We start from the raw sequence: 16,944 nt of genomic DNA, 5'->3' as shown, positions 1-16,944 counted from the left end.
AACGACATAGAGTCAAAGAAAAAGGCCGTAAAACGGCTCCTTTCACCAATATTCGCTTCCACAGCGGCCGACAGTTTAAAATGCCATACCCATTTACGCTACGGTTTGCGAAAAAAATTATGCAGAGATTGCTTTTAGCCTCCACCTCACCCTATCGAAAAATGCTGCTGGAGAAGTTACGGCTGCCCTTCGACTGCGCCGCACCCGAGGTGGATGAAACCCCACTGCCGGGCGAAAGCGCCGAAGCGCTGGTGCTGCGCCTGGCGGCGGCGAAGGCTCAGGCGCTGGCCCTCGCCTATCCCGAGCATCTGATCATCGGCTCCGATCAGGTCTGCGTGATCGATGGCAACATCACCGGCAAGCCCCATACCGAGGAAAACGCCCGGGCGCAGCTGCGTCAGGCCAGCGGCCAGGCCGTGACCTTCTATACCGGCCTGGCGCTGTACAACGGCCGCAGCAAGCAGCTGCAGGCCCTGTGTGAGCCGTTCCACGTGCATTTTCGCGCGTTGAGCGAAGCGGAGATCGCCGCCTATATACGTCTGGAGCAACCGCTGAACTGCGCGGGCAGTTTCAAGAGCGAGGGATTGGGGATCGCGCTGTTCGACAGGTTGGAAGGCCGGGACCCGAACGCCCTGATCGGCCTGCCGTTGATCGCGCTGTTGGACATGTTGCGGGCTGAAGGCATCAACCCGCTGGTCTGACGCGGATTACTTGGCCACCTGCCGGCGCAGCACCTGCAGGCAGTGGCGCAGCTCTTGGTCCATCGGCGCTTCGATGCGCATCGTTTCGCCGGTGGCCGGATGCTCGAAGCGCAGCGCCGCGGCGTGCAGGAACAACCGCTTCAGGCCAGTACCCGCCAGCTGGCGATCGAACTCGCGGTCGCCATAGCGATCGTCAAAGGCGATCGGATGCCCGGCATGCAGCGTGTGCACGCGGATCTGGTGAGTGCGCCCGGTGATCGGGCTGGCCTTCACCAGGGTGGCGAATTCGTAACGCTCTTCCACCTTGAAGCGGGTTTCCGAAGGCTTGCCTTCGCTGCTGACGCGCACGATGCGCTCACCGCTTTGCAGAATGTTTTTCAGCAGCGGCGCCTGTACGGCCTTGCAGTGGGATTGCCACTGGCCGCGCACCAGCGCCAGATAATTCTTCTGCATGCCCTTCAGCCGCAGCTGTTCATGCAGCGAGCGCAGCGCGGAGCGCTTCTTGGCCACCAGCAGCACGCCGGAGGTATCGCGATCCAGACGGTGCACCAGCTCGAGGAAGCGGGCTTCCGGGCGCAGCGCGCGCAGCCCTTCGATCACGCCGAAGCTCAGGCCGCTGCCGCCGTGCACCGCGGTGCCGGAAGGCTTGTTGAGGATCAGCAGGTGGTCGTCTTCATACAGAATGCAATCGGCCAGCGCGGCTACCTTATCCAGCTTGGCCGACACCGGCGTCTCTTCGCGCTCGGCCACCCGCACCGGCGGCACGCGCACCACGTCGCCGGCCGCCAATTTGTATTCGACCTTGATGCGCCCTTTATTGACCCGCACCTCGCCTTTGCGCACGATGCGGTAAATCATGCTCTTCGGCACGCCTTTCAGGCGAGCGAGCAGAAAGTTGTCGATTCTCTGACCGGCTTCGTCGTCGGAAATCGTGATGAATTGTACTGCTGGATTGTTCGTTTTCATGGTGCGGGATTCTAAATAGAGCGCGTGAATAGCGCCACATCTTTTTCTGTGCTTAACTGTCTCTCTGACGGTGGGCGAAACCCCAGCGGACAATAAGGCAGCAAGCCGGTTTGAACGTTTGCGATTTCTTCCGCAGTTAAGGAAAAGTCACCTTGCTATAACGGCATCAGCAGTGGAATAATGCAGTCACTTTCCGCGTTGATTCTCGTTAAACAGGGAAAACGGTGGAATTATAAAATTTGTCTGATCGCGCAAAAACGCAGCAATGGCGTAAGACGTAATGCGAAATCAAACAATTAGCGGGCTGCGGGTTGCAGCTTGGCCGGCAAATGGAATCAGATCTGTCGACGTAAATCAGAGGCTATTCCCCTAGTAAAAGTGCTGTCTTTCACAAAGAAAAGCAGGCTTACCGAGATAATGCGCCCCTATGCAGGCGACAACCGTGAGGTTGACGGCTTTGCGAGAAGACACGGGGCTTTCGGTTTAACTCCGGCCATGAGGTTATTTTGCCCGCAGCTTTGTCGATAATGTAAAAATAACGAGTAAGTTAAGATGAAAAGAATGTTGATTAACGCAACTCAGCAGGAAGAGTTGCGTGTTGCCCTCGTAGATGGACAGCGGCTGTATGATTTGGATATCGAAAGTCCGGGTCATGAGCAGAAAAAAGCGAATATTTACAAAGGCAAAATCACCCGCATTGAACCAAGTCTTGAAGCAGCGTTCGTGGACTACGGCGCAGAACGACATGGTTTCCTCCCTCTTAAAGAAATCGCCCGCGAATACTTCCCTAGCAATTACTCCTCCCATGGCCGCCCGAACATCAAAGATGTGCTGCGCGAAGGCCAGGAAGTCATCGTTCAGGTAGACAAAGAAGAACGTGGCAACAAAGGCGCCGCCTTGACCACCTTCATCAGTCTCGCGGGCAGTTATCTGGTGCTGATGCCGAACAACCCGCGCGCCGGCGGTATTTCCCGCCGCATCGAGGGTGACGATCGCACCGAGCTGAAAGAAGCGCTCTCCTCGCTGCAACTGCCGGACGGCATGGGTCTGATCGTTCGCACCGCGGGCGTAGGCAAATCCGCCGACGCGCTGCAGTGGGATCTCTCCTTCCGCCTGAAGCACTGGGAAGCGATTAAAAAAGCCGCCGAAGGCCGCCCCGCGCCGTTCCTGATCCACCAGGAAAGCAACGTTATCGTGCGCGCCTTCCGCGATTACCTGCGCCCGGACATCGGCGAAATCCTGATCGACAACCCGAAAATTCTCGATCTGGCCAAAGAGCACATCGCTGCGCTGGGCCGCCCGGATTTCAGCAGCAAAATCAAACTGTACAGCGGTGAAATCCCTCTGTTCAGCCACTACCAGATCGAATCGCAGATCGAATCCGCCTTCCAGCGTGAAGTGCGCCTGCCGTCCGGCGGCTCGATCGTCATCGACAGCACCGAAGCGCTGACCGCCATCGACATCAACTCCGCCCGCGCCACCCGCGGCGGCGACATCGAAGAGACGGCGTTCAACACCAACCTGGAAGCGGCGGACGAGATCGCTCGCCAGCTGCGCCTGCGTGACCTTGGCGGCCTGATCGTCATCGACTTCATCGACATGACGCCGGTTCGCCACCAGCGCGAAGTGGAAAACCGCCTGCGCGATGCCGTGCGCCAAGACCGCGCGCGCATCCAGATCGGCCGCATTTCCCGTTTCGGCCTGCTGGAAATGTCCCGTCAGCGCCTCAGCCCGTCGCTGGGCGAATCCAGCCACCACGTGTGCCCACGCTGTAACGGCACCGGCACCATTCGCGACAACGAATCGCTGGCGCTGTCCATCCTGCGCCTGATCGAAGAAGAAGCGCTGAAGGAAAACACCAAAGAAGTTCACGCTATCGTGCCGGTTCAGGTTGCTTCGTACCTGCTGAACGAAAAGCGCGAATCCGTCAGCGCGATCGAAAAACGTCAGGGTGGCGTGAAAGCCGTCATCGTGCCTAACGATGAAATGCAAACCCCGCACTACTCGGTGCTGCGCGTGCGCAAGGGCGAGGAAACCTCTACCCTCAGCTACCTGCTGCCGAAGCTGCACGAAGAAGACATGGAGCGCCCGCTGGAAGACGCGCCGATGGAACGCAAGCGTCCGGAGCAACCGGCCCTGGCTTCCTTCTCCCTGTCCGCCGATGCGCCACCGCCGGCTGAAGAACCTGCCGCCGTGGCCAAGCCTGCCGCTGCCGCCGCCAAAGCTAAAGCCGCAGCGCCGGCCGCCGCCAAGCCGGGCTTCCTGGGCCGCCTGTTCGGTGGTCTGAAGAGCCTGTTCGCCGGTGAGGAACAACCTGCCGTCGAAGAAACCAAACCGGCCGAAACGCCGAAGGCGGAAGGCAACGGTGAAAACCGTCGTCAGGATCGTCGCGGTCAGCGTCGCCAAGGCACCGGCCGTAAAGAGCGCGGTGAGCGTGGCGACCGTCCGGAACGCGGCGAGCGTAAAGAGCGCGGTGAAGGCCGTGACAATCGCGAGCGCGACAACCGTGAGCCGCGTGAGAACCGCGAAGGCCGTGAATCGCGTGAATCCCGCGATGAACAGCGCCGTAACCGCCGCAACCAGCAGCAGAACGCGCCGGTAGCGGAGGAATCCGCTTCGGAAGAAAGCGCTAAAGCGCCGCGCGAAGATCAGCAGCAACGCCGTGAGCAGCGTGCTGAACGCCAGCGTCGTCGTCAGGAAGAAAAACGTCAGGCTCAGCAGGAAGTGAAAGCGCTGGAAAGCGTTGAAGCGGTCGAGAGCACCGACGAAAAGCAGGAAGAACGCCAGCAGCAGAACATGCAGCGCCGCCAGCGCCGCCCTCTGTCGCAGAAAGTGCGTATCCTGTCTGCGGAAGAAGAACTGCAGCGTGCAGCGGAAGAGCTGTTGGCGCCGAAAGCGCCGGTAGCGAAAGCCGAAGTCGCGCAGCCGACCGCCGACGACAGCGTCAAGCTGCTGCCGGAAACCGTTGCCGCTCAGCCGGAAGACGATGCCCAGGGCGAAAACCGTGGCAACGGCGAAGGCATGCCGCGCCGTTCCCGTCGTTCACCGCGTCACCTGCGCGTCAGCGGCCAGCGTCGCCGTCGTTACCGCGATGAGCGTTACCCGCTGCAGTCCCCAATGCCGCTGGCGGGCGCGTTCGCTTCGCCGGAAATGGCATCGGGCAAAGTCTGGGTAAGCTACCCGGTTGCTCAGGTTGAAGAAGCCGAAGTGCAGGCCGAAGCCGTAGAAGTAGAACAGGCAGCGGCACCGGTTGTCGCCGCAGCGGTTGAACAGCACAGCGTTGCCGTGGAAGAAACTCAGGCTGCGGCCAGCGTCAACGAGCCGGCACCAGAAGCCGCCGTTGAAACTGCGGCCGTTACCGTAACGGAAGAAGCTGCAGCCGTAGCGCCTGTCGTTGCCACCCCGGCCGAGGAAACCCCGGCGCCGGTGGAAGCCGCGCCGGCACCTGCCGCAGTTGAAGAACCGAAAGCGGAAGAGACTGCCCCGGCAGTGGAAGCCGAGCCGGTAGCTGAAACCGTTGCGGCAGAACCTGTGGTTGAAGCCAAGCCGGTGGAAGACGAGCCTGTGGTCGACGCTGCGCCGGCAGAAGCTGCGCAAGCGGAAGAAACGCCAGTGGCAGAAGCAGCGCCTTCGCCAGCCGCCGTGGAAGCCGCTCCGGTCGAAAAAGCCCCGGCACCAATCGCCGCAGAACCTGCGCCAGTGGTTGCTCAGCAGCCGGCACCGGTGAAAGCCGTGCAGGACGTACTGTACAAACACATCGCCACTGCGCCGATGACCAAAGCGCCTGCGCCGGCCTACGTGCCGGAAGAACGCAAGCACAGCGACTGGCAGCGCCCTTCCTTCAACTTTGAAGGCAAAGGCTCGGCAGGCGGCCATTCGGCGGTGAGCCAGGCCACCGCGCCGGCCACCAAGCCGCAGCCGGTTAACGAATAAGTTAATCTGCAGCTCTAAAAAAACCCGCCATCGGCGGGTTTTTTCTTGCCTGCAAAAAGGCTCAGGCTATCTTTTTCAGTTTTTTGATGTCTAAAACATCCAACTTGCCGTCAAGCCGGCTGACGAACTGCTGAAAATGCGCCGTCTCATTATGCTTATCCAGCGCTTCGCTGCTGGCCCAACGCTCAAAGAACACGAAAACGCCCGGCTTTTCCAGATCGCGATGCAAATCATATTGCAGGTTGCCCAACTCCTGGCGGCTCGGCTCGAGAATGTCGTGCACCGCTTCGCTGACGGCGTCTTCAAATCCCGCTTTCGCTTGCAGGGTGGCGATAACGCGTACTTCCATTGCTTTCTCTCTTTCCACTTGATGAAGGTCGACGGTATTGGCGTCGGCATCGTTGAAATCCCTGTTACTATGCGCCCGCCGCGCTATTGATTTCAACTTGTCGCCAACAAACAGATGCATCTCAGGCGCTTTCCGCTTATCCTTACACCCCGGCGTGAATAAACCCATTATTCGCTTTTCATTAGACGTATTTGACCGCCGGAGCCTAGCTAGATGACCGCACAACCTCAAGTTCTGAAAATCCGCCGCCCAGACGACTGGCATATCCACCTGCGTGACGACGAGATGCTGAAAACGGTGGTGCCCTATACCAGCCAGGTATTTGGCCGGGCGATCGTGATGCCGAACCTGGTTCCGCCCGTAACGACCGTGGCCGCCGCGCGCGCCTACCGCGATCGCATTCTGGCGGCGGTCCCGCAGGGTCACAACTTCACTCCGCTGATGACCTGCTATCTGACCAACTCCCTGGCGGCCAGTGAACTGGTCAACGGCTTTGAGCAAGGGGTGTTTACTGCCGCCAAGCTGTATCCGGCCAACGCCACCACCAACTCCAGCCACGGCGTCAGCGACGTGACCGGCATTTACCCGCTGTTCGAACAGATGCAAAAAATCGGCATGCCTTTGCTGATCCACGGCGAAGTGACCGACCCTGCCGTCGATATCTTCGACCGCGAGGCGCGCTTTATCGAGCAGGTGATGGAACCGATCCGCCAGCAGTTCCCGGAGCTGAAGATCGTCTTCGAGCACATCACCACCAAAGAAGCGGCGCAATATGTGCAGGCAGGCAATCGTTTCCTCGGCGCCACCATCACGCCGCAGCACCTGATGTTCAACCGCAACCACATGCTGGTCGGCGGCATTCGCCCACACCTGTTCTGCCTGCCGATCCTCAAGCGCAATGTCCATCAGGAAGCGCTGCGTCAGGCGGTCGCCAGCGGCTCGGATCGTTTCTTCCTCGGTACCGACTCCGCGCCGCACCTCAAGCATCGCAAAGAGTCCAGCTGCGGCTGCGCCGGCTGTTTCAACGCGCCGAATGCCATCCCGGCTTACGCCGCGGTGTTCGAACAGCTCGGCGCGCTGGAGCACTTTGAGGCCTTCTGCTCGCTCAACGGCCCGCGTTTCTATGGCCTGCCGCTCAACGAAGACTTCATCGAGCTGCAGCGCGTGTCGACCACCCAGCCGGAAGAGATCGCCCTGGGCAATGAATCCGTGATCCCCTTCCTGGCCGGTGAAACCCTGAACTGGTCGCTGAAAGACTGATATTTTTTCTTCGCCCTCTTGCTCCCGCACTCGGTTAACTGTATAAATAAACAGTAAATCGCTTCGGGGGCAATTATGCGTGTTGAAGTCACTATAGATAAAACCCGGCCGCTGCCGTCGGGCGCCATTGAGGCGCTGACCGGTGAACTGGGCAAACGGGTCAATCGCCAGTTTCCAGACGCCGTCGTGCACGTACGTTATGCCGGCGCCAACGGGCTCTCCGTGCTGGGGGGCGCCAAAACCGACCGGGATCTGATCGAGGAAATCCTTCAGGAAACCTGGGAAAGCGCGGACGAGTGGTTCAGCGCAGAATAACACTGCAATGCTGTTTTTGCCGGGGGTCGCTCTCCGGCTTTTTTGTTTCTGGCGCCCAGCCCATTCATCGCTTACCCTTACTCTGGAACAAAATCCGCCTCAGCGCTGTATTTAACGCAAAGGAGTAAGCATGGCCCCGGACAAGGTGAAATCCGAAGACGCAATGACGTTTGGCGAACTGCTGGCGTTGATTGCCGATCAGAAAAGGCGCTTGAACGTACTGGAAGTGGCTTTCTCTTATCTGGCCTTCAGCCTGGATGACAAAGCCAACCAGCGGCTGATCCACAGCCTGAAGCTGGAATCGCACAGCCAGAATCGCGACGCCGAAACGCAAAAGCATTTCGCCCATTTGGCCGAAGAGCTGGAAAAATGTCTGTATGGTGCATCGCCACCTGCCGACGCGGAATAACGCGCCGCGCTGTACTCACCCACTGCAACACATACAAATTTGTAGAATAATTGCTCAAATAAATATTTATTTTGCAAATTTTGGTGACAACCCCCTCCACCGATGAAAGCGGATGCGTATACTGTAATTGCTCTCATGATGATGAGCCGCATTGATCCTCGTTAGTCACTCACGGTAGTTACTACTCAATAAGGGGTCTTTATGGACAGAAATGATGAAGTAATTCAGACGCACCCGCTTGTCGGTTGGGATATCAGTACTGTCGACGTTTACGACGCCATGATGATACGCCTTCATTACCTGTCTTCACTAGACCAAACGCCCGAAGAAGCCCAAGTAGACAGAACGCTTTGGCTGACCACAGATGTCGCCCGTCAATTAATCAATATCTTAGAGGCCGGCATCGCCAAGATTGAAGCTACGGATTATCAGGATCTTGATCGCAGAAAACATTGATTCATCGTCCCCTAACCCCTAAGGCGCCGCGCCCCATTCCCGGCGCCTTTTTCTTTGCCTTTCGCCGTTCAATCAGTGCATTGCGCCCGCCAACCTTTTATCATGGTGCGATAAGAAATCGCTATCAGAGAGGGTGGGCACGTGGAATATGATTTGATTGTGGTGGGCAGCGGTTCAGTCGGCGCAGCGGCAGGGTATTACGCAACCCGCGCCGGCTTGAAAGTGCTGATGATCGACAGCGCCATTCCCCCGCACCGCAACGGCAGCCATCACGGCGATACCCGCATCATCCGTCACGCTTACGGCGAAGGTGAAAAGTACGTGCCGCTGGTGCTGCGCGCGCAGGCGTTGTGGAATGCGCTGATTCAGCAATCCGGCGAGGAACTGTTCCAGTCGTGCGGCGTACTCAACCTGGGGCCGCAGCACTCCGAATTCATTCGCAATGCGCAGCTCAGCGCGCAAAAATTCCGCCTGAACGCACAAACCCTCAGCGCCGAACAGATTGCTCAACGCTGGCCGGAATTCCGCACGCCGGAAGGTTACGTCGGCGTTTTCGAGCCGGACGCCGGCTTCCTGCGTTCCGAACTGGCGGTGGCCAGCCTGATCAAGCTGGCGAAAGAGGCCGGCTGCAGCCAGTTGTTCAACTGCCCGGTCAGCGCGGTGGAACCTATCGATGGCGGCGTTGAAGTCGTCACCGGCGAAGGGCGTTTCACGGCGCGAAAAGCGGTGGTCACCGCCGGCACCTGGGTGAAAGCGCTGGTGCCGCAGCTGCCGGTTGCGCCATTGCGCAAGGTATTCTCCTGGCATCAGGCGGATGGCCGCTACAGCGTGAACAATCGCTTCCCGGCCTTTACCGTTGAAGCGCAAGACGGCACGCACTATTACGGCTTCCCGGCGGATAACGACGGCCTGAAAGTGGGCAAACACGACGGTGGCCAGCCGATGGATGCCCCCGAGCAGCGTAAACCTTTCGGCAGCCACGCCAGCGACGGCACCGAAGTCTTCACCTTCCTGCGGCAGTTTTTGCCGGGTGTAGGCGTATGTTTACACGGCGAAGCCTGCAGCTATGACATGAGCCCCGACGAAGACTTTATTATCGATACCCTGCCGGAGTGCGATCGCCTGATGGTCATCAGCGGATTGAGCGGCCACGGCTTCAAGTTCGCCAGCGCACTGGGCGAGATTGCCGCGCTGTTCGCGCAGGACAAAGCGCCGCCGGTCGACGTCTCCAGCTTTGGTCTGAAACGATTTAGCTAAGCGAAGGCTGTCGCTGTCCTGGTTCCCGTCGAGCCCTGGACAGCGAAATCTGACGGTTACAATTTCTTAACCTGCTAACTCTTTTAAATACCAAGTAAAAATTCTTATAACGGAAATTTCTTGCATTCAGCAGTTGAATTTCCGAATTGAACACTTGCAGTGTAAGTCCTATTTTACAGAAGATATGCTCCATCGGCTTTCAACAAGGACGTCACCATGAAACTACTTGTCGTGGACGAATGCTGCTTCACCCGGGTCGGTATAGCCAGCTACTTTGCTGATAGTGGGATTACGACGATCAAGTGCTGCCACAGCATTGAGTACGCTACGCCGCTGTTGGCCAGCTTTCAGCCGAGCCACATTCTGGTGAACCTCAGCAATCAGTGCCGCTATAACGAAGCGGACGCACAGCTGCTGGCGTTTATGGAAGCCAGCCAGTCTGCCCTGCTTTTTATCTATCTCGATACGCCTTACCCCTACAGCGAAACGCCAATGCGCATCGCCGATAACGCGTTTCTGTTCAATAAAAGCATTCTGCCGCTCACCTTACGCACGCTGCGCGAAAATCCGCTGGCGCTGGCCGATGACGGCGAAGAGCGTTCCCTGTTCAGCCCGCAGGAACTGACGGTAATGAAGTATTGGATGGCGGAAATGCCCAACTACCGCATCGCGAAAAAGCTGCAGATCAGCTCACATACGGTATACGTGCACAAGCGCCACATCACGGAGAAGATCAACGCGCGCAACCGGCTGGAGTTCTACTCGCTGTATAACGTGCTGCGTTATTTCTACCCGCCGAACACGCCAACGAACTCGACGCCGTTGGCGCTGCTGGCGGTATGACATCAAGCCTGCGATAACGCAGGCTTTTTTATCGCCATTCTTCCAGCACTCATGCGCGGCGCGCTATAAAAGACGCCGAGAAAAGGACTATAATCAAAGGTCTCTTTCTTCTGGCGGCTGAAATGTTAAACCGAATACTGGCGGCTATCGTCAACAACGTGCGTGAGCACCTGGTGCTGTATCTTTGCCTGTGGCTGGTGCTGCTGGCGCTGGATGTCTACTTTTTCTTCGTACTGTAACCCATGCCGTCGTCATTTCCCCGATTGAGCTTCAACCGCTTCGGCGATCCCGCCCAGGTGCTGACGCTGCAGCAGGTGAACAGGCCGCCGCTGCGCCCCGGCCGGCTGCTGCTGCAGATGCGCTATGCCCCGATCAATCCTTCCGACCTGATCCCGATTCACGGCCAATACGCGCACCGTATCGCCCTGCCGCAGGTGCCGGGCTATGAAGGCGCAGGCGTCATCGTCGATCCGCAGAGCGGGCGCTCGACCGGCCGACGCGCGCTGGCGGTAGCGGGTGACGGCAGCTGGCAAACCTTCGTCACGCTGCCTGAGGATCGGGTGGTGTGGGTGCCGGACGACATCGACGACAACGACGCGGCGCAGATTTACATCAACCCGCTCACCTGCTGGGTGTTGCTGACGCAATGGCTGCCGCTCAACGCCGGCGACGTGCTGTTGCTCAACGGCGGCGGCTCCGCCGTTAGCCTGCTGTTGGCGCAGCTGACGGCGCTGCGTGGTATTCGTCTGGCGGTGGTGGTGCGCAACGCCGCCCATCGCCAGGCGCTGCTGGCCGCCGGCGCCTGGCGCGTTATCGAAGCGCCGCAGTTGGCGCAAATGACCCATTTTGGCGCCCGCGCCGCCATCGACTGCATCGGCGGAGAAGACGGATTGCAGCTGGCGCGAGCGGTTCGCTCCGGCGGCGATTTCGTGGCGCTGGGTCTTTTAGGCGGGCGCCAGGTGGACTGGCGGCGCGTAGTGGACGAGTTAAAGCTGCGCGCTTCGCTGTTCCACCTGCGTAAATGGAATGCGCAGGCGGCGCCGGCGCAGTGGCAAACGGCGTTTTATCAGCTATTCCAGCTGCTGCGCCGCGGCCAGTTGGCGCTGCGCCCGCCCGCAGCGATTTACCCTCTGCATCAGTACGCAGCGGCGCTGCAACACGCCGCGCAGCCCGGCGTCAGCGGAAAAATCTTCTTCACTCCGGCGCCGCCGGAGGCTGGCGCGGCGGGCGGCCGTCCCCCAGGATAACCGCCAGCCGATAGCCGCCCTCGGTGGTCTCCAGCGCGATGCGCGCCACGATCGTCAGCGGCACCGACAGCAACATGCCCACCGGGCCGAGCAGCCAACCCCAAAAGATCAGCGACAGGAACACCACCAGCGTCGACAACCCCAGCCCGCGCCCCATCACCCGCGGTTCGAGGATATTGCCGATCACCATGTTGACAGCGATAAAGCCGCCCGCCACCACCAGCGCATCGCCCAATCCGTTGAACAGCAGCGCCTGAATCAACGGTGGAATGGCGGCCAATACCGAGCCGATATTGGGGATATAGTTGAGCAGAAACGCCAGCAGCCCCCAGATAAAGGCGAAGCGCACCCCGACCGCCGCCAGGAAGATCCAGACGATCACGCCGGTGGCCAGGCTGATGATGGTTTTAATCACCAGATAGCGCGTCACGCCGTCCAGCGCCCGCCGCATCGCGGCGAGGCCTTCGTTCGGCTTATCCAACGCCTGCTGCAGCTTATAAGGCAGCAGCTGCACTTCAAACAGCATAAACACCACGGTCATCAGCAGCAGGAAGACGTTGGTCATGGCGCCAGACAGGTGCCCCAGCATGCGGGTAACCAGATTCATCGCCGCGCTGGGATCGACATACTGCAGCATCGCTTCGCTGGAGAGGCTGATATTGAAGCGATCGGCGTAATGCTGCAGCTCGCGCAGTTTCTCGATCATCATGCCGCGGTACTGCGGCAGCGAGCGGGCGAACTCGTTCAGCGAAGCGCCCAGCATGCCGATAAACAGCATCACGACCACGATCACCGCCGTCACCAGCAGCGTCACCCCAAGGATGCGCGGCACCCGGCGGCGTTCCAGCATCGTCACCAGCGGGTTCAGCACCATGGCGAGGAATACCGCCAGTAGAAACGGCACCACGATGTCGGCGGCGGCTTTCACCCCGGCCAAAATGATCACCAACATCGCCAACAGGACGGCCAAACGCAGGCTGCTGTCGGTTACTCGGGTTCGGCCCATGACGTTTCCTTGTTATTTCACTGGGTTAACCGGCCACAAAGAGCCGACTCTTGGCGCTAATGGTAGCAAAGTCGGCCGTCACGCCGCAGAGGATTTAGCGTAACCGTTCGAATAATTTAATCTTTCCGCCCTGCTCTTCGCCGCAAGAAATAGGCATAACCTTTGCCAACCAATAATCCCGCCCAGCAATCCATGAACGGTTTACGTAAAATGACAAAAGCTGACATTAATAGATAATAAGCCTAATTTTCAACAACTAGCATAATCGCCACGTGAAAGAAATCATATCATCTTCAACGATTTATCTGATGAACCCCGAACATCTCAAACAAATTCACTGACTAATATTTCTAAGAAGTAACATAGTTAAATTTATTATTGATTTTATGTTTCCTAAAGTTTAATTATTGCAGCCAGCCAATCGGTAATCGAAGGAAACAGGATGCTCTGGAAAAATACCGCCGATCGTTTCGGCCATGTGTCAGTGTTGATCCACTGGCTGGTGGCGCTGACGGTGTACGGCATGTTCGCCCTCGGCCTGTGGATGGTCACGCTGGGCTATTACGACGTCTGGTACCACCAGGCGCCGGAGATCCACAAAAGCATCGGCACGCTGCTGTTCATCGTGATGGTGATCCGCGTGATCTGGCGCTTTGTCTCGCCGCCGCCCAAGCCTCTGGCCAGCTATGGCCGCCTCACTCGCGTCAGCGCCATTCTCGCGCATCTGGCGCTGTATGCCGTGCTGTTCGGCATTCTGATCAGCGGCTATCTGATCTCGACCGCCGACGGCCAACCGATCAGCGTATTCGGCTGGTTCGACGTACCCGCCACCGTGACCGGCATGGCGGAGCAAGCCGACACCGCCGGCGCCATACACCTTTACCTGGCCTGGGCCGTGGTAGTGCTCTCGGTACTGCACGGGCTGGCCGCGCTTAAACATCACTTTATCGATCGTGATGTCACTTTGAAACGGATGCTGGGTAGCAGCGCCGATTAACCTTTGGATTTATGGAGATTGCTATGTTGAAAAAGACCGTATTGGGCCTGACCGCAGGCGCCCTGCTGCTGAGCGCCGGTTCCGCACTGGCGGCGGACTACAAGATCGACAAACAGGGCCAGCACGCCTTTATCGAGTTCCGCATCCAGCACCTGGGTTACAGCTGGCTGTACGGCAGCTTTAAAGACTTCGACGGCGGCTTCACCTTCGACGAAAAAGATCCGTCCAAGGACAAAGTCAACGTGACCATCAATACCGCCAGCGTCGACACCAACCACGCCGAGCGCGACAAGCACCTGCGCAGCGCCGAGTTCCTCAACGTGGAGAAGAACAAGCAGGCCAAGTTTGAATCCACCGAAGTGAAGAAAAGCGGCGACGGTTATGCGGTGGTCGGTAACCTGACGCTGAACGGCGTGACCAAACCGGTTACGCTGGACGCCAAACTGATTGGCCAGGGCAACGATCCGTGGGGCGGCTACCGCGCCGGCTTTGAAGCCAACGGCAAGATCAAGCTGAAAGATTTCGGCATCACCACCGATCTGGGCCCGGCGTCGCAAGACGTTGAGCTGATCATCTCCGTAGAAGGCGTGCGCGAGAAATAAGTAAAAAAGCCCGGCTTGGCGGCCGGGCTTCTCATTTCCTCAGGCTCAGCGGGCTGGGCCTTCTTCTTCCGGTGCCGGAATGTGCATCGTAGTCTGCAACAGGCCTTTCGACTTATTGAAGATCTTGACGCCGTTTTCACGGCCGGCACGGCGCGCGCGCTGCTCTTCGCGCGGCAGCTTCAGCTCTTCGCGGCAAATCTCGCTGCAGCACCCTTCAAACTTGGCGGCGCAGCTCGGGCACTGAATGAACAGCAGGTGGCAGCCGTCGTTTTTGCAGTTGGTGTGGGTATCGCACGGCGCCCCGCACTGGTGGCAGTTAGCGATCACATCCTCGGAAATGCGCTCGCCCATGCGCTCATCGAACACGAAGTTTTTGCCGATAAACTTCAGCGGCAGCCCCTGCTCTTTCGCTTTGCGGGCGTACTCGATGATCCCGCCTTCCACGTGGTAGATGTTTTTAAAGCCGTTGTGCAGCATATAGGCGCTGGCTTTTTCACAGCGAATGCCGCCGGTGCAGTACATGACGATGTTTTTGTCTTTGCTGTCCTGCAGCATCTCCACCGCCATCGGCAGCTGATCGCGGAAGGTATCCGACGGCACCTCGATGGCGTTTTCGAAGTGACCGACTTCGTACTCATAGTGGTTGCGCATGTCGACGAACACCGTATTCGGATCGTCGATCATCTGATTGACGCGATCGGCCTGCAGATATTCGCCGACGTTGCTTGGGTCAAAGCTCTCGTCATCGATGCCGTCGGCCACGATGCGCTCGCGCACCTTGAGGCGCAGCACCCAGAAGGATTTGCCGTCGTCTTCGAGCGCGATATTCAGGCGAACCTGATCCAGCGCCGGGTGCGAGGCGAACAGCGCGGCTTTGAACGCGTCGAAGTTATGCTGCGGCACGCTGATCTGCGCGTTGATGCCCTCTTTCGCCACGTAGATGCGGCCGAACACCTTCAATTTTTCGAACTGAACGTACAGGCTGTCGCGAAACGCTTTGGGATCGTCGGTGGAGAAATATTTGTAAAAAGAAACTGTGGTGCGCGGCTCGGTTTCCGCCAGCATGCGCGCCTTCAGTTCCTCATTAGAAATTCGGTTATGTAACACTGGCATGGTGTACTTTCCTGTCTTTCGGGAGGTGACTGATCATCGCGCGCAGCCTGCCGGCCCGCGCGCGGCGCACATCATACCCGAAAAACCGCCGCCGCGCAGCCCTGGCGCAAACGCCCCGTTCAGCGTCCGCCGCCTTCGGTAAACGCGGAAGCCAGTATACCGAGCGCCATCATCACGCCGGCGAGCGCCAATATCGCGTTCACCTGCAGATGCGCGCCGACGCTGCCGACCGCCGCGCCCAAAACCAGCAGCCCCGCACTGATCCATGGTGCCAACATATTTACCCTCTGAATAATTACCAGCAATAATATCGCCATTATCTTTGGCAGGAAAGATTGTGGAAAAATTCGGCATTCGATGCATATTTAACGCCCAAAAAGGGATTTTAATGCGTTGTGTTTTCCCGGATCGCCAGAAAAATGCCACAATAGTCGCAAACAAACGGCAGAAACGAACCTTGCCGCCGAGCTCACCCGGCTGCCAGACCATGCTATGACTCTGTCATTACACTTAAACAACCGTATTCAAACAGAGAACCCATGACTCAAGTTCCTACTTTCAATCGTTCCTTATTGCACCCGCGCTACTGGCTGACCTGGGTCGGCATCGGCTTGCTGTATCTGCTGGTGTTGCTGCCTTATCCCGTCATCTACTGGCTCGGCACCTCGATTGGGCGATTTTCCATGCGCTTTCTCAAGCGACGCGTTGCTATCGCCCAGCGTAACCTCGAGCTCTGTTTTCCCGACATGCCGCAGGCCGAACGCGATGCGCTGGTGATAAAGAATTTCGAATCGGTCGGCATGGGGCTGTTTGAAACCGGCATGGCGTGGTTCTGGCCCAACTGGCGCATCGAGCGCTGGTTCAAGGTCAGCGGCCTGGAGCACATCCAAAAGGCGCGCGACAACCAGCAGGGCGTGTTGCTGATTGGCCTGCACTTTTTGACGCTGGAGCTGGGCGCGCGCATCTTCGGCATTCACAACCCGGGCATCGGCGTTTACCGCCCGCACGACAACAAGCTGATGGACTGGCTGCAAACCTGGGGCCGCATGCGTTCCAACAAATCGATGCTGGATCGCAAAGACATCAAAGGCATGATCCGCGCCCTGAAACAGGGCGATATCATCTGGTATGCGCCGGATCACGACTACGGCCCGCGCAGCAGCGTATTCGTGCCGCTGTTCGCGGTAGACAAAGCCGCCACCACCACCGGCAGTTACGTGCTGGTGCGGATGGGCAAACCGGCGATCATTCCGTTCACCCCGCGCCGCCTGCCGGACGGCAAAGGCTATGAGCTGATCATGCAGCCGGCGGTGGAAAACTTCCCGCTGGATAACGAACTCGATGCCGCCGCCTTTATGAATAAAGTGGTGGAAAAAGAGATCCTGATGGCGCCGGATCAATACATGTGGCTGCATCGCCGCTTCAAGACCCGCCCGGAAGGCGAGCCTTCGCTCTACTGATAAAGCAAACCCGCCGCCGGCGGGTTTTTT

At 58.5% G+C, this 16,944-nt stretch carries 18 protein-coding genes; 13 read left to right on the top strand and 5 right to left on the bottom strand.

Annotated features, from left to right (window positions below; genetic code table 11):
- The first annotated feature begins 119 nt into the window (after window positions 1-119).
- Window positions 120-701, top strand: coding sequence for a nucleoside triphosphate pyrophosphatase (locus tag ABTW55_RS21180; RefSeq protein WP_060420593.1), 582 nt, complete (start codon window positions 120-122; stop codon window positions 699-701).
- Between the two features lie 6 nt (window positions 702-707).
- Here ABTW55_RS21180 and rluC read toward each other — a convergent pair whose 3' ends face one another.
- On the bottom strand, window positions 708-1,667 hold the full coding sequence (gene rluC, locus ABTW55_RS21175) for a 23S rRNA pseudouridine(955/2504/2580) synthase RluC (RefSeq protein ID WP_060420590.1): 960 nt from the start codon (window positions 1,665-1,667) through the stop codon (window positions 708-710).
- A gap of 552 nt (window positions 1,668-2,219) precedes the next feature.
- Here rluC and rne point away from each other — a divergent pair.
- The gene (gene rne, locus ABTW55_RS21170) at window positions 2,220-5,600 is read left to right on the top strand and encodes a ribonuclease E (protein ID WP_072265001.1); all 3,381 of its coding nucleotides are present in this window, start codon (window positions 2,220-2,222) and stop codon (window positions 5,598-5,600) included.
- Between the two features lie 61 nt (window positions 5,601-5,661).
- Here rne and ABTW55_RS21165 read toward each other — a convergent pair whose 3' ends face one another.
- Window positions 5,662-5,949 (bottom strand): putative quinol monooxygenase, encoded by a 288-nt coding sequence (locus tag ABTW55_RS21165; protein ID WP_033647446.1) that lies wholly within the window; start codon window positions 5,947-5,949, stop codon window positions 5,662-5,664.
- A 213-nt stretch (window positions 5,950-6,162) separates the two neighbouring features.
- On the opposite strand from ABTW55_RS21165, the gene pyrC reads away from it, so the two are divergent.
- The 8 genes from pyrC to ABTW55_RS21125 all read left to right on the top strand — a co-directional run bounded on the left by pyrC (window position 6,163) and on the right by ABTW55_RS21125 (window position 11,736).
- Window positions 6,163-7,209 carry a dihydroorotase gene (pyrC, locus tag ABTW55_RS21160; RefSeq protein ID WP_060420581.1) on the top strand — a complete coding sequence of 349 codons (1,047 nt, stop codon included), beginning with the start codon at window positions 6,163-6,165 and terminating at the stop codon, window positions 7,207-7,209.
- 75 nt (window positions 7,210-7,284) lie between these two features.
- A complete protein-coding gene (gene dinI, locus ABTW55_RS21155) occupies window positions 7,285-7,524 on the top strand; it encodes a DNA damage-inducible protein I (RefSeq protein WP_033638037.1) in 240 nt (79 codons plus the stop codon).
- 130 nt (window positions 7,525-7,654) lie between these two features.
- On the top strand, window positions 7,655-7,933 hold the full coding sequence (locus ABTW55_RS21150) for a hypothetical protein (RefSeq protein WP_033646451.1): 279 nt from the start codon (window positions 7,655-7,657) through the stop codon (window positions 7,931-7,933).
- A gap of 201 nt (window positions 7,934-8,134) precedes the next feature.
- The gene (gene bssS, locus ABTW55_RS21145; protein ID WP_004927812.1) at window positions 8,135-8,389 is read left to right on the top strand and encodes a biofilm formation regulator BssS; all 255 of its coding nucleotides are present in this window, start codon (window positions 8,135-8,137) and stop codon (window positions 8,387-8,389) included.
- A 141-nt stretch (window positions 8,390-8,530) separates the two neighbouring features.
- Window positions 8,531-9,646 carry an N-methyl-L-tryptophan oxidase gene (gene solA / locus ABTW55_RS21140; RefSeq protein WP_060420578.1) on the top strand — a complete coding sequence of 372 codons (1,116 nt, stop codon included), beginning with the start codon at window positions 8,531-8,533 and terminating at the stop codon, window positions 9,644-9,646.
- Between the two features lie 216 nt (window positions 9,647-9,862).
- Complete coding sequence (locus ABTW55_RS21135) at window positions 9,863-10,489, top strand: LuxR C-terminal-related transcriptional regulator (protein ID WP_033646453.1); 627 nt, start codon at window positions 9,863-9,865, stop codon at window positions 10,487-10,489.
- A gap of 122 nt (window positions 10,490-10,611) precedes the next feature.
- Window positions 10,612-10,728 (top strand): DUF2770 family protein, encoded by a 117-nt coding sequence (locus tag ABTW55_RS21130; RefSeq protein ID WP_033638034.1) that lies wholly within the window; start codon window positions 10,612-10,614, stop codon window positions 10,726-10,728.
- Between the two features lie 3 nt (window positions 10,729-10,731).
- Window positions 10,732-11,736: a zinc-dependent alcohol dehydrogenase family protein gene (locus tag ABTW55_RS21125; RefSeq protein ID WP_060420575.1), complete on the top strand. Its 1,005-nt coding sequence runs from the start codon at window positions 10,732-10,734 to the stop codon at window positions 11,734-11,736.
- Here the strand turns inward: ABTW55_RS21125 and ABTW55_RS21120 are convergent.
- Window positions 11,684-12,742 carry an AI-2E family transporter gene (locus tag ABTW55_RS21120; protein WP_033646455.1) on the bottom strand — a complete coding sequence of 353 codons (1,059 nt, stop codon included), beginning with the start codon at window positions 12,740-12,742 and terminating at the stop codon, window positions 11,684-11,686. The genes ABTW55_RS21125 and ABTW55_RS21120 overlap by 53 nt on opposite strands.
- A 442-nt stretch (window positions 12,743-13,184) precedes the next feature.
- Between ABTW55_RS21120 and ABTW55_RS21115 the strand changes: the two genes are divergently transcribed.
- Entirely contained in the window at window positions 13,185-13,739 is a 555-nt protein-coding gene (locus ABTW55_RS21115) for a cytochrome b (RefSeq protein WP_004927830.1), read from the top strand.
- A gap of 23 nt (window positions 13,740-13,762) precedes the next feature.
- A complete protein-coding gene (locus ABTW55_RS21110) occupies window positions 13,763-14,341 on the top strand; it encodes a YceI family protein (RefSeq protein WP_016928208.1) in 579 nt (192 codons plus the stop codon).
- 45 nt (window positions 14,342-14,386) lie between these two features.
- On the opposite strand, the gene ABTW55_RS21105 is transcribed toward ABTW55_RS21110, so the two are convergent.
- Entirely contained in the window at window positions 14,387-15,454 is a 1,068-nt protein-coding gene (locus ABTW55_RS21105) for a rhodanese-related sulfurtransferase (RefSeq protein WP_060420572.1), read from the bottom strand.
- A gap of 119 nt (window positions 15,455-15,573) precedes the next feature.
- Window positions 15,574-15,732 (bottom strand): hypothetical protein, encoded by a 159-nt coding sequence (locus ABTW55_RS21100; RefSeq protein WP_033655068.1) that lies wholly within the window; start codon window positions 15,730-15,732, stop codon window positions 15,574-15,576.
- A gap of 261 nt (window positions 15,733-15,993) precedes the next feature.
- On the opposite strand from ABTW55_RS21100, the gene ABTW55_RS21095 reads away from it, so the two are divergent.
- Window positions 15,994-16,914 carry a Kdo(2)-lipid IV(A) acyltransferase gene (locus ABTW55_RS21095; RefSeq protein WP_060420569.1) on the top strand — a complete coding sequence of 307 codons (921 nt, stop codon included), beginning with the start codon at window positions 15,994-15,996 and terminating at the stop codon, window positions 16,912-16,914.
- Window positions 16,915-16,944: the final 30 nt, after the last annotated feature.

Source organism: Serratia sp. SM04, assembly GCF_040280225.1.
Taxonomy (GTDB): domain Bacteria; phylum Pseudomonadota; class Gammaproteobacteria; order Enterobacterales; family Enterobacteriaceae; genus Serratia; species Serratia sarumanii.
Note: the sequence above shows the minus strand (reverse complement) of the source record. Positions and strands in the feature narration are given on the sequence as shown.

Bases quoted from the DNA above. Each gene is read 5' to 3' on its own strand.
- ABTW55_RS21180 (WP_060420593.1), top strand. From the start codon at position 120: ATGCAGAGATTGCTTTTAGCCTCCACCTCACCCTATCGAAAAATGCTG.
- rluC (WP_060420590.1), bottom strand. From the start codon at position 1,667: ATGAAAACGAACAATCCAGCAGTACAATTCATCACGATTTCCGACGAC.
- rne (WP_072265001.1), top strand. From the start codon at position 2,220: ATGAAAAGAATGTTGATTAACGCAACTCAGCAGGAAGAGTTGCGTGTT.
- ABTW55_RS21165 (WP_033647446.1), bottom strand. From the start codon at position 5,949: ATGGAAGTACGCGTTATCGCCACCCTGCAAGCGAAAGCGGGATTTGAA.
- pyrC (WP_060420581.1), top strand. From the start codon at position 6,163: ATGACCGCACAACCTCAAGTTCTGAAAATCCGCCGCCCAGACGACTGG.
- dinI (WP_033638037.1), top strand. From the start codon at position 7,285: ATGCGTGTTGAAGTCACTATAGATAAAACCCGGCCGCTGCCGTCGGGC.
- ABTW55_RS21150 (WP_033646451.1), top strand. From the start codon at position 7,655: ATGGCCCCGGACAAGGTGAAATCCGAAGACGCAATGACGTTTGGCGAA.
- bssS (WP_004927812.1), top strand. From the start codon at position 8,135: ATGGACAGAAATGATGAAGTAATTCAGACGCACCCGCTTGTCGGTTGG.
- ABTW55_RS21135 (WP_033646453.1), top strand. From the start codon at position 9,863: ATGAAACTACTTGTCGTGGACGAATGCTGCTTCACCCGGGTCGGTATA.
- ABTW55_RS21130 (WP_033638034.1), top strand. From the start codon at position 10,612: ATGTTAAACCGAATACTGGCGGCTATCGTCAACAACGTGCGTGAGCAC.
- ABTW55_RS21125 (WP_060420575.1), top strand. From the start codon at position 10,732: ATGCCGTCGTCATTTCCCCGATTGAGCTTCAACCGCTTCGGCGATCCC.
- ABTW55_RS21120 (WP_033646455.1), bottom strand. From the start codon at position 12,742: ATGGGCCGAACCCGAGTAACCGACAGCAGCCTGCGTTTGGCCGTCCTG.
- ABTW55_RS21115 (WP_004927830.1), top strand. From the start codon at position 13,185: ATGCTCTGGAAAAATACCGCCGATCGTTTCGGCCATGTGTCAGTGTTG.
- ABTW55_RS21110 (WP_016928208.1), top strand. From the start codon at position 13,763: ATGTTGAAAAAGACCGTATTGGGCCTGACCGCAGGCGCCCTGCTGCTG.
- ABTW55_RS21105 (WP_060420572.1), bottom strand. From the start codon at position 15,454: ATGCCAGTGTTACATAACCGAATTTCTAATGAGGAACTGAAGGCGCGC.
- ABTW55_RS21100 (WP_033655068.1), bottom strand. From the start codon at position 15,732: ATGTTGGCACCATGGATCAGTGCGGGGCTGCTGGTTTTGGGCGCGGCG.
- ABTW55_RS21095 (WP_060420569.1), top strand. From the start codon at position 15,994: ATGACTCAAGTTCCTACTTTCAATCGTTCCTTATTGCACCCGCGCTAC.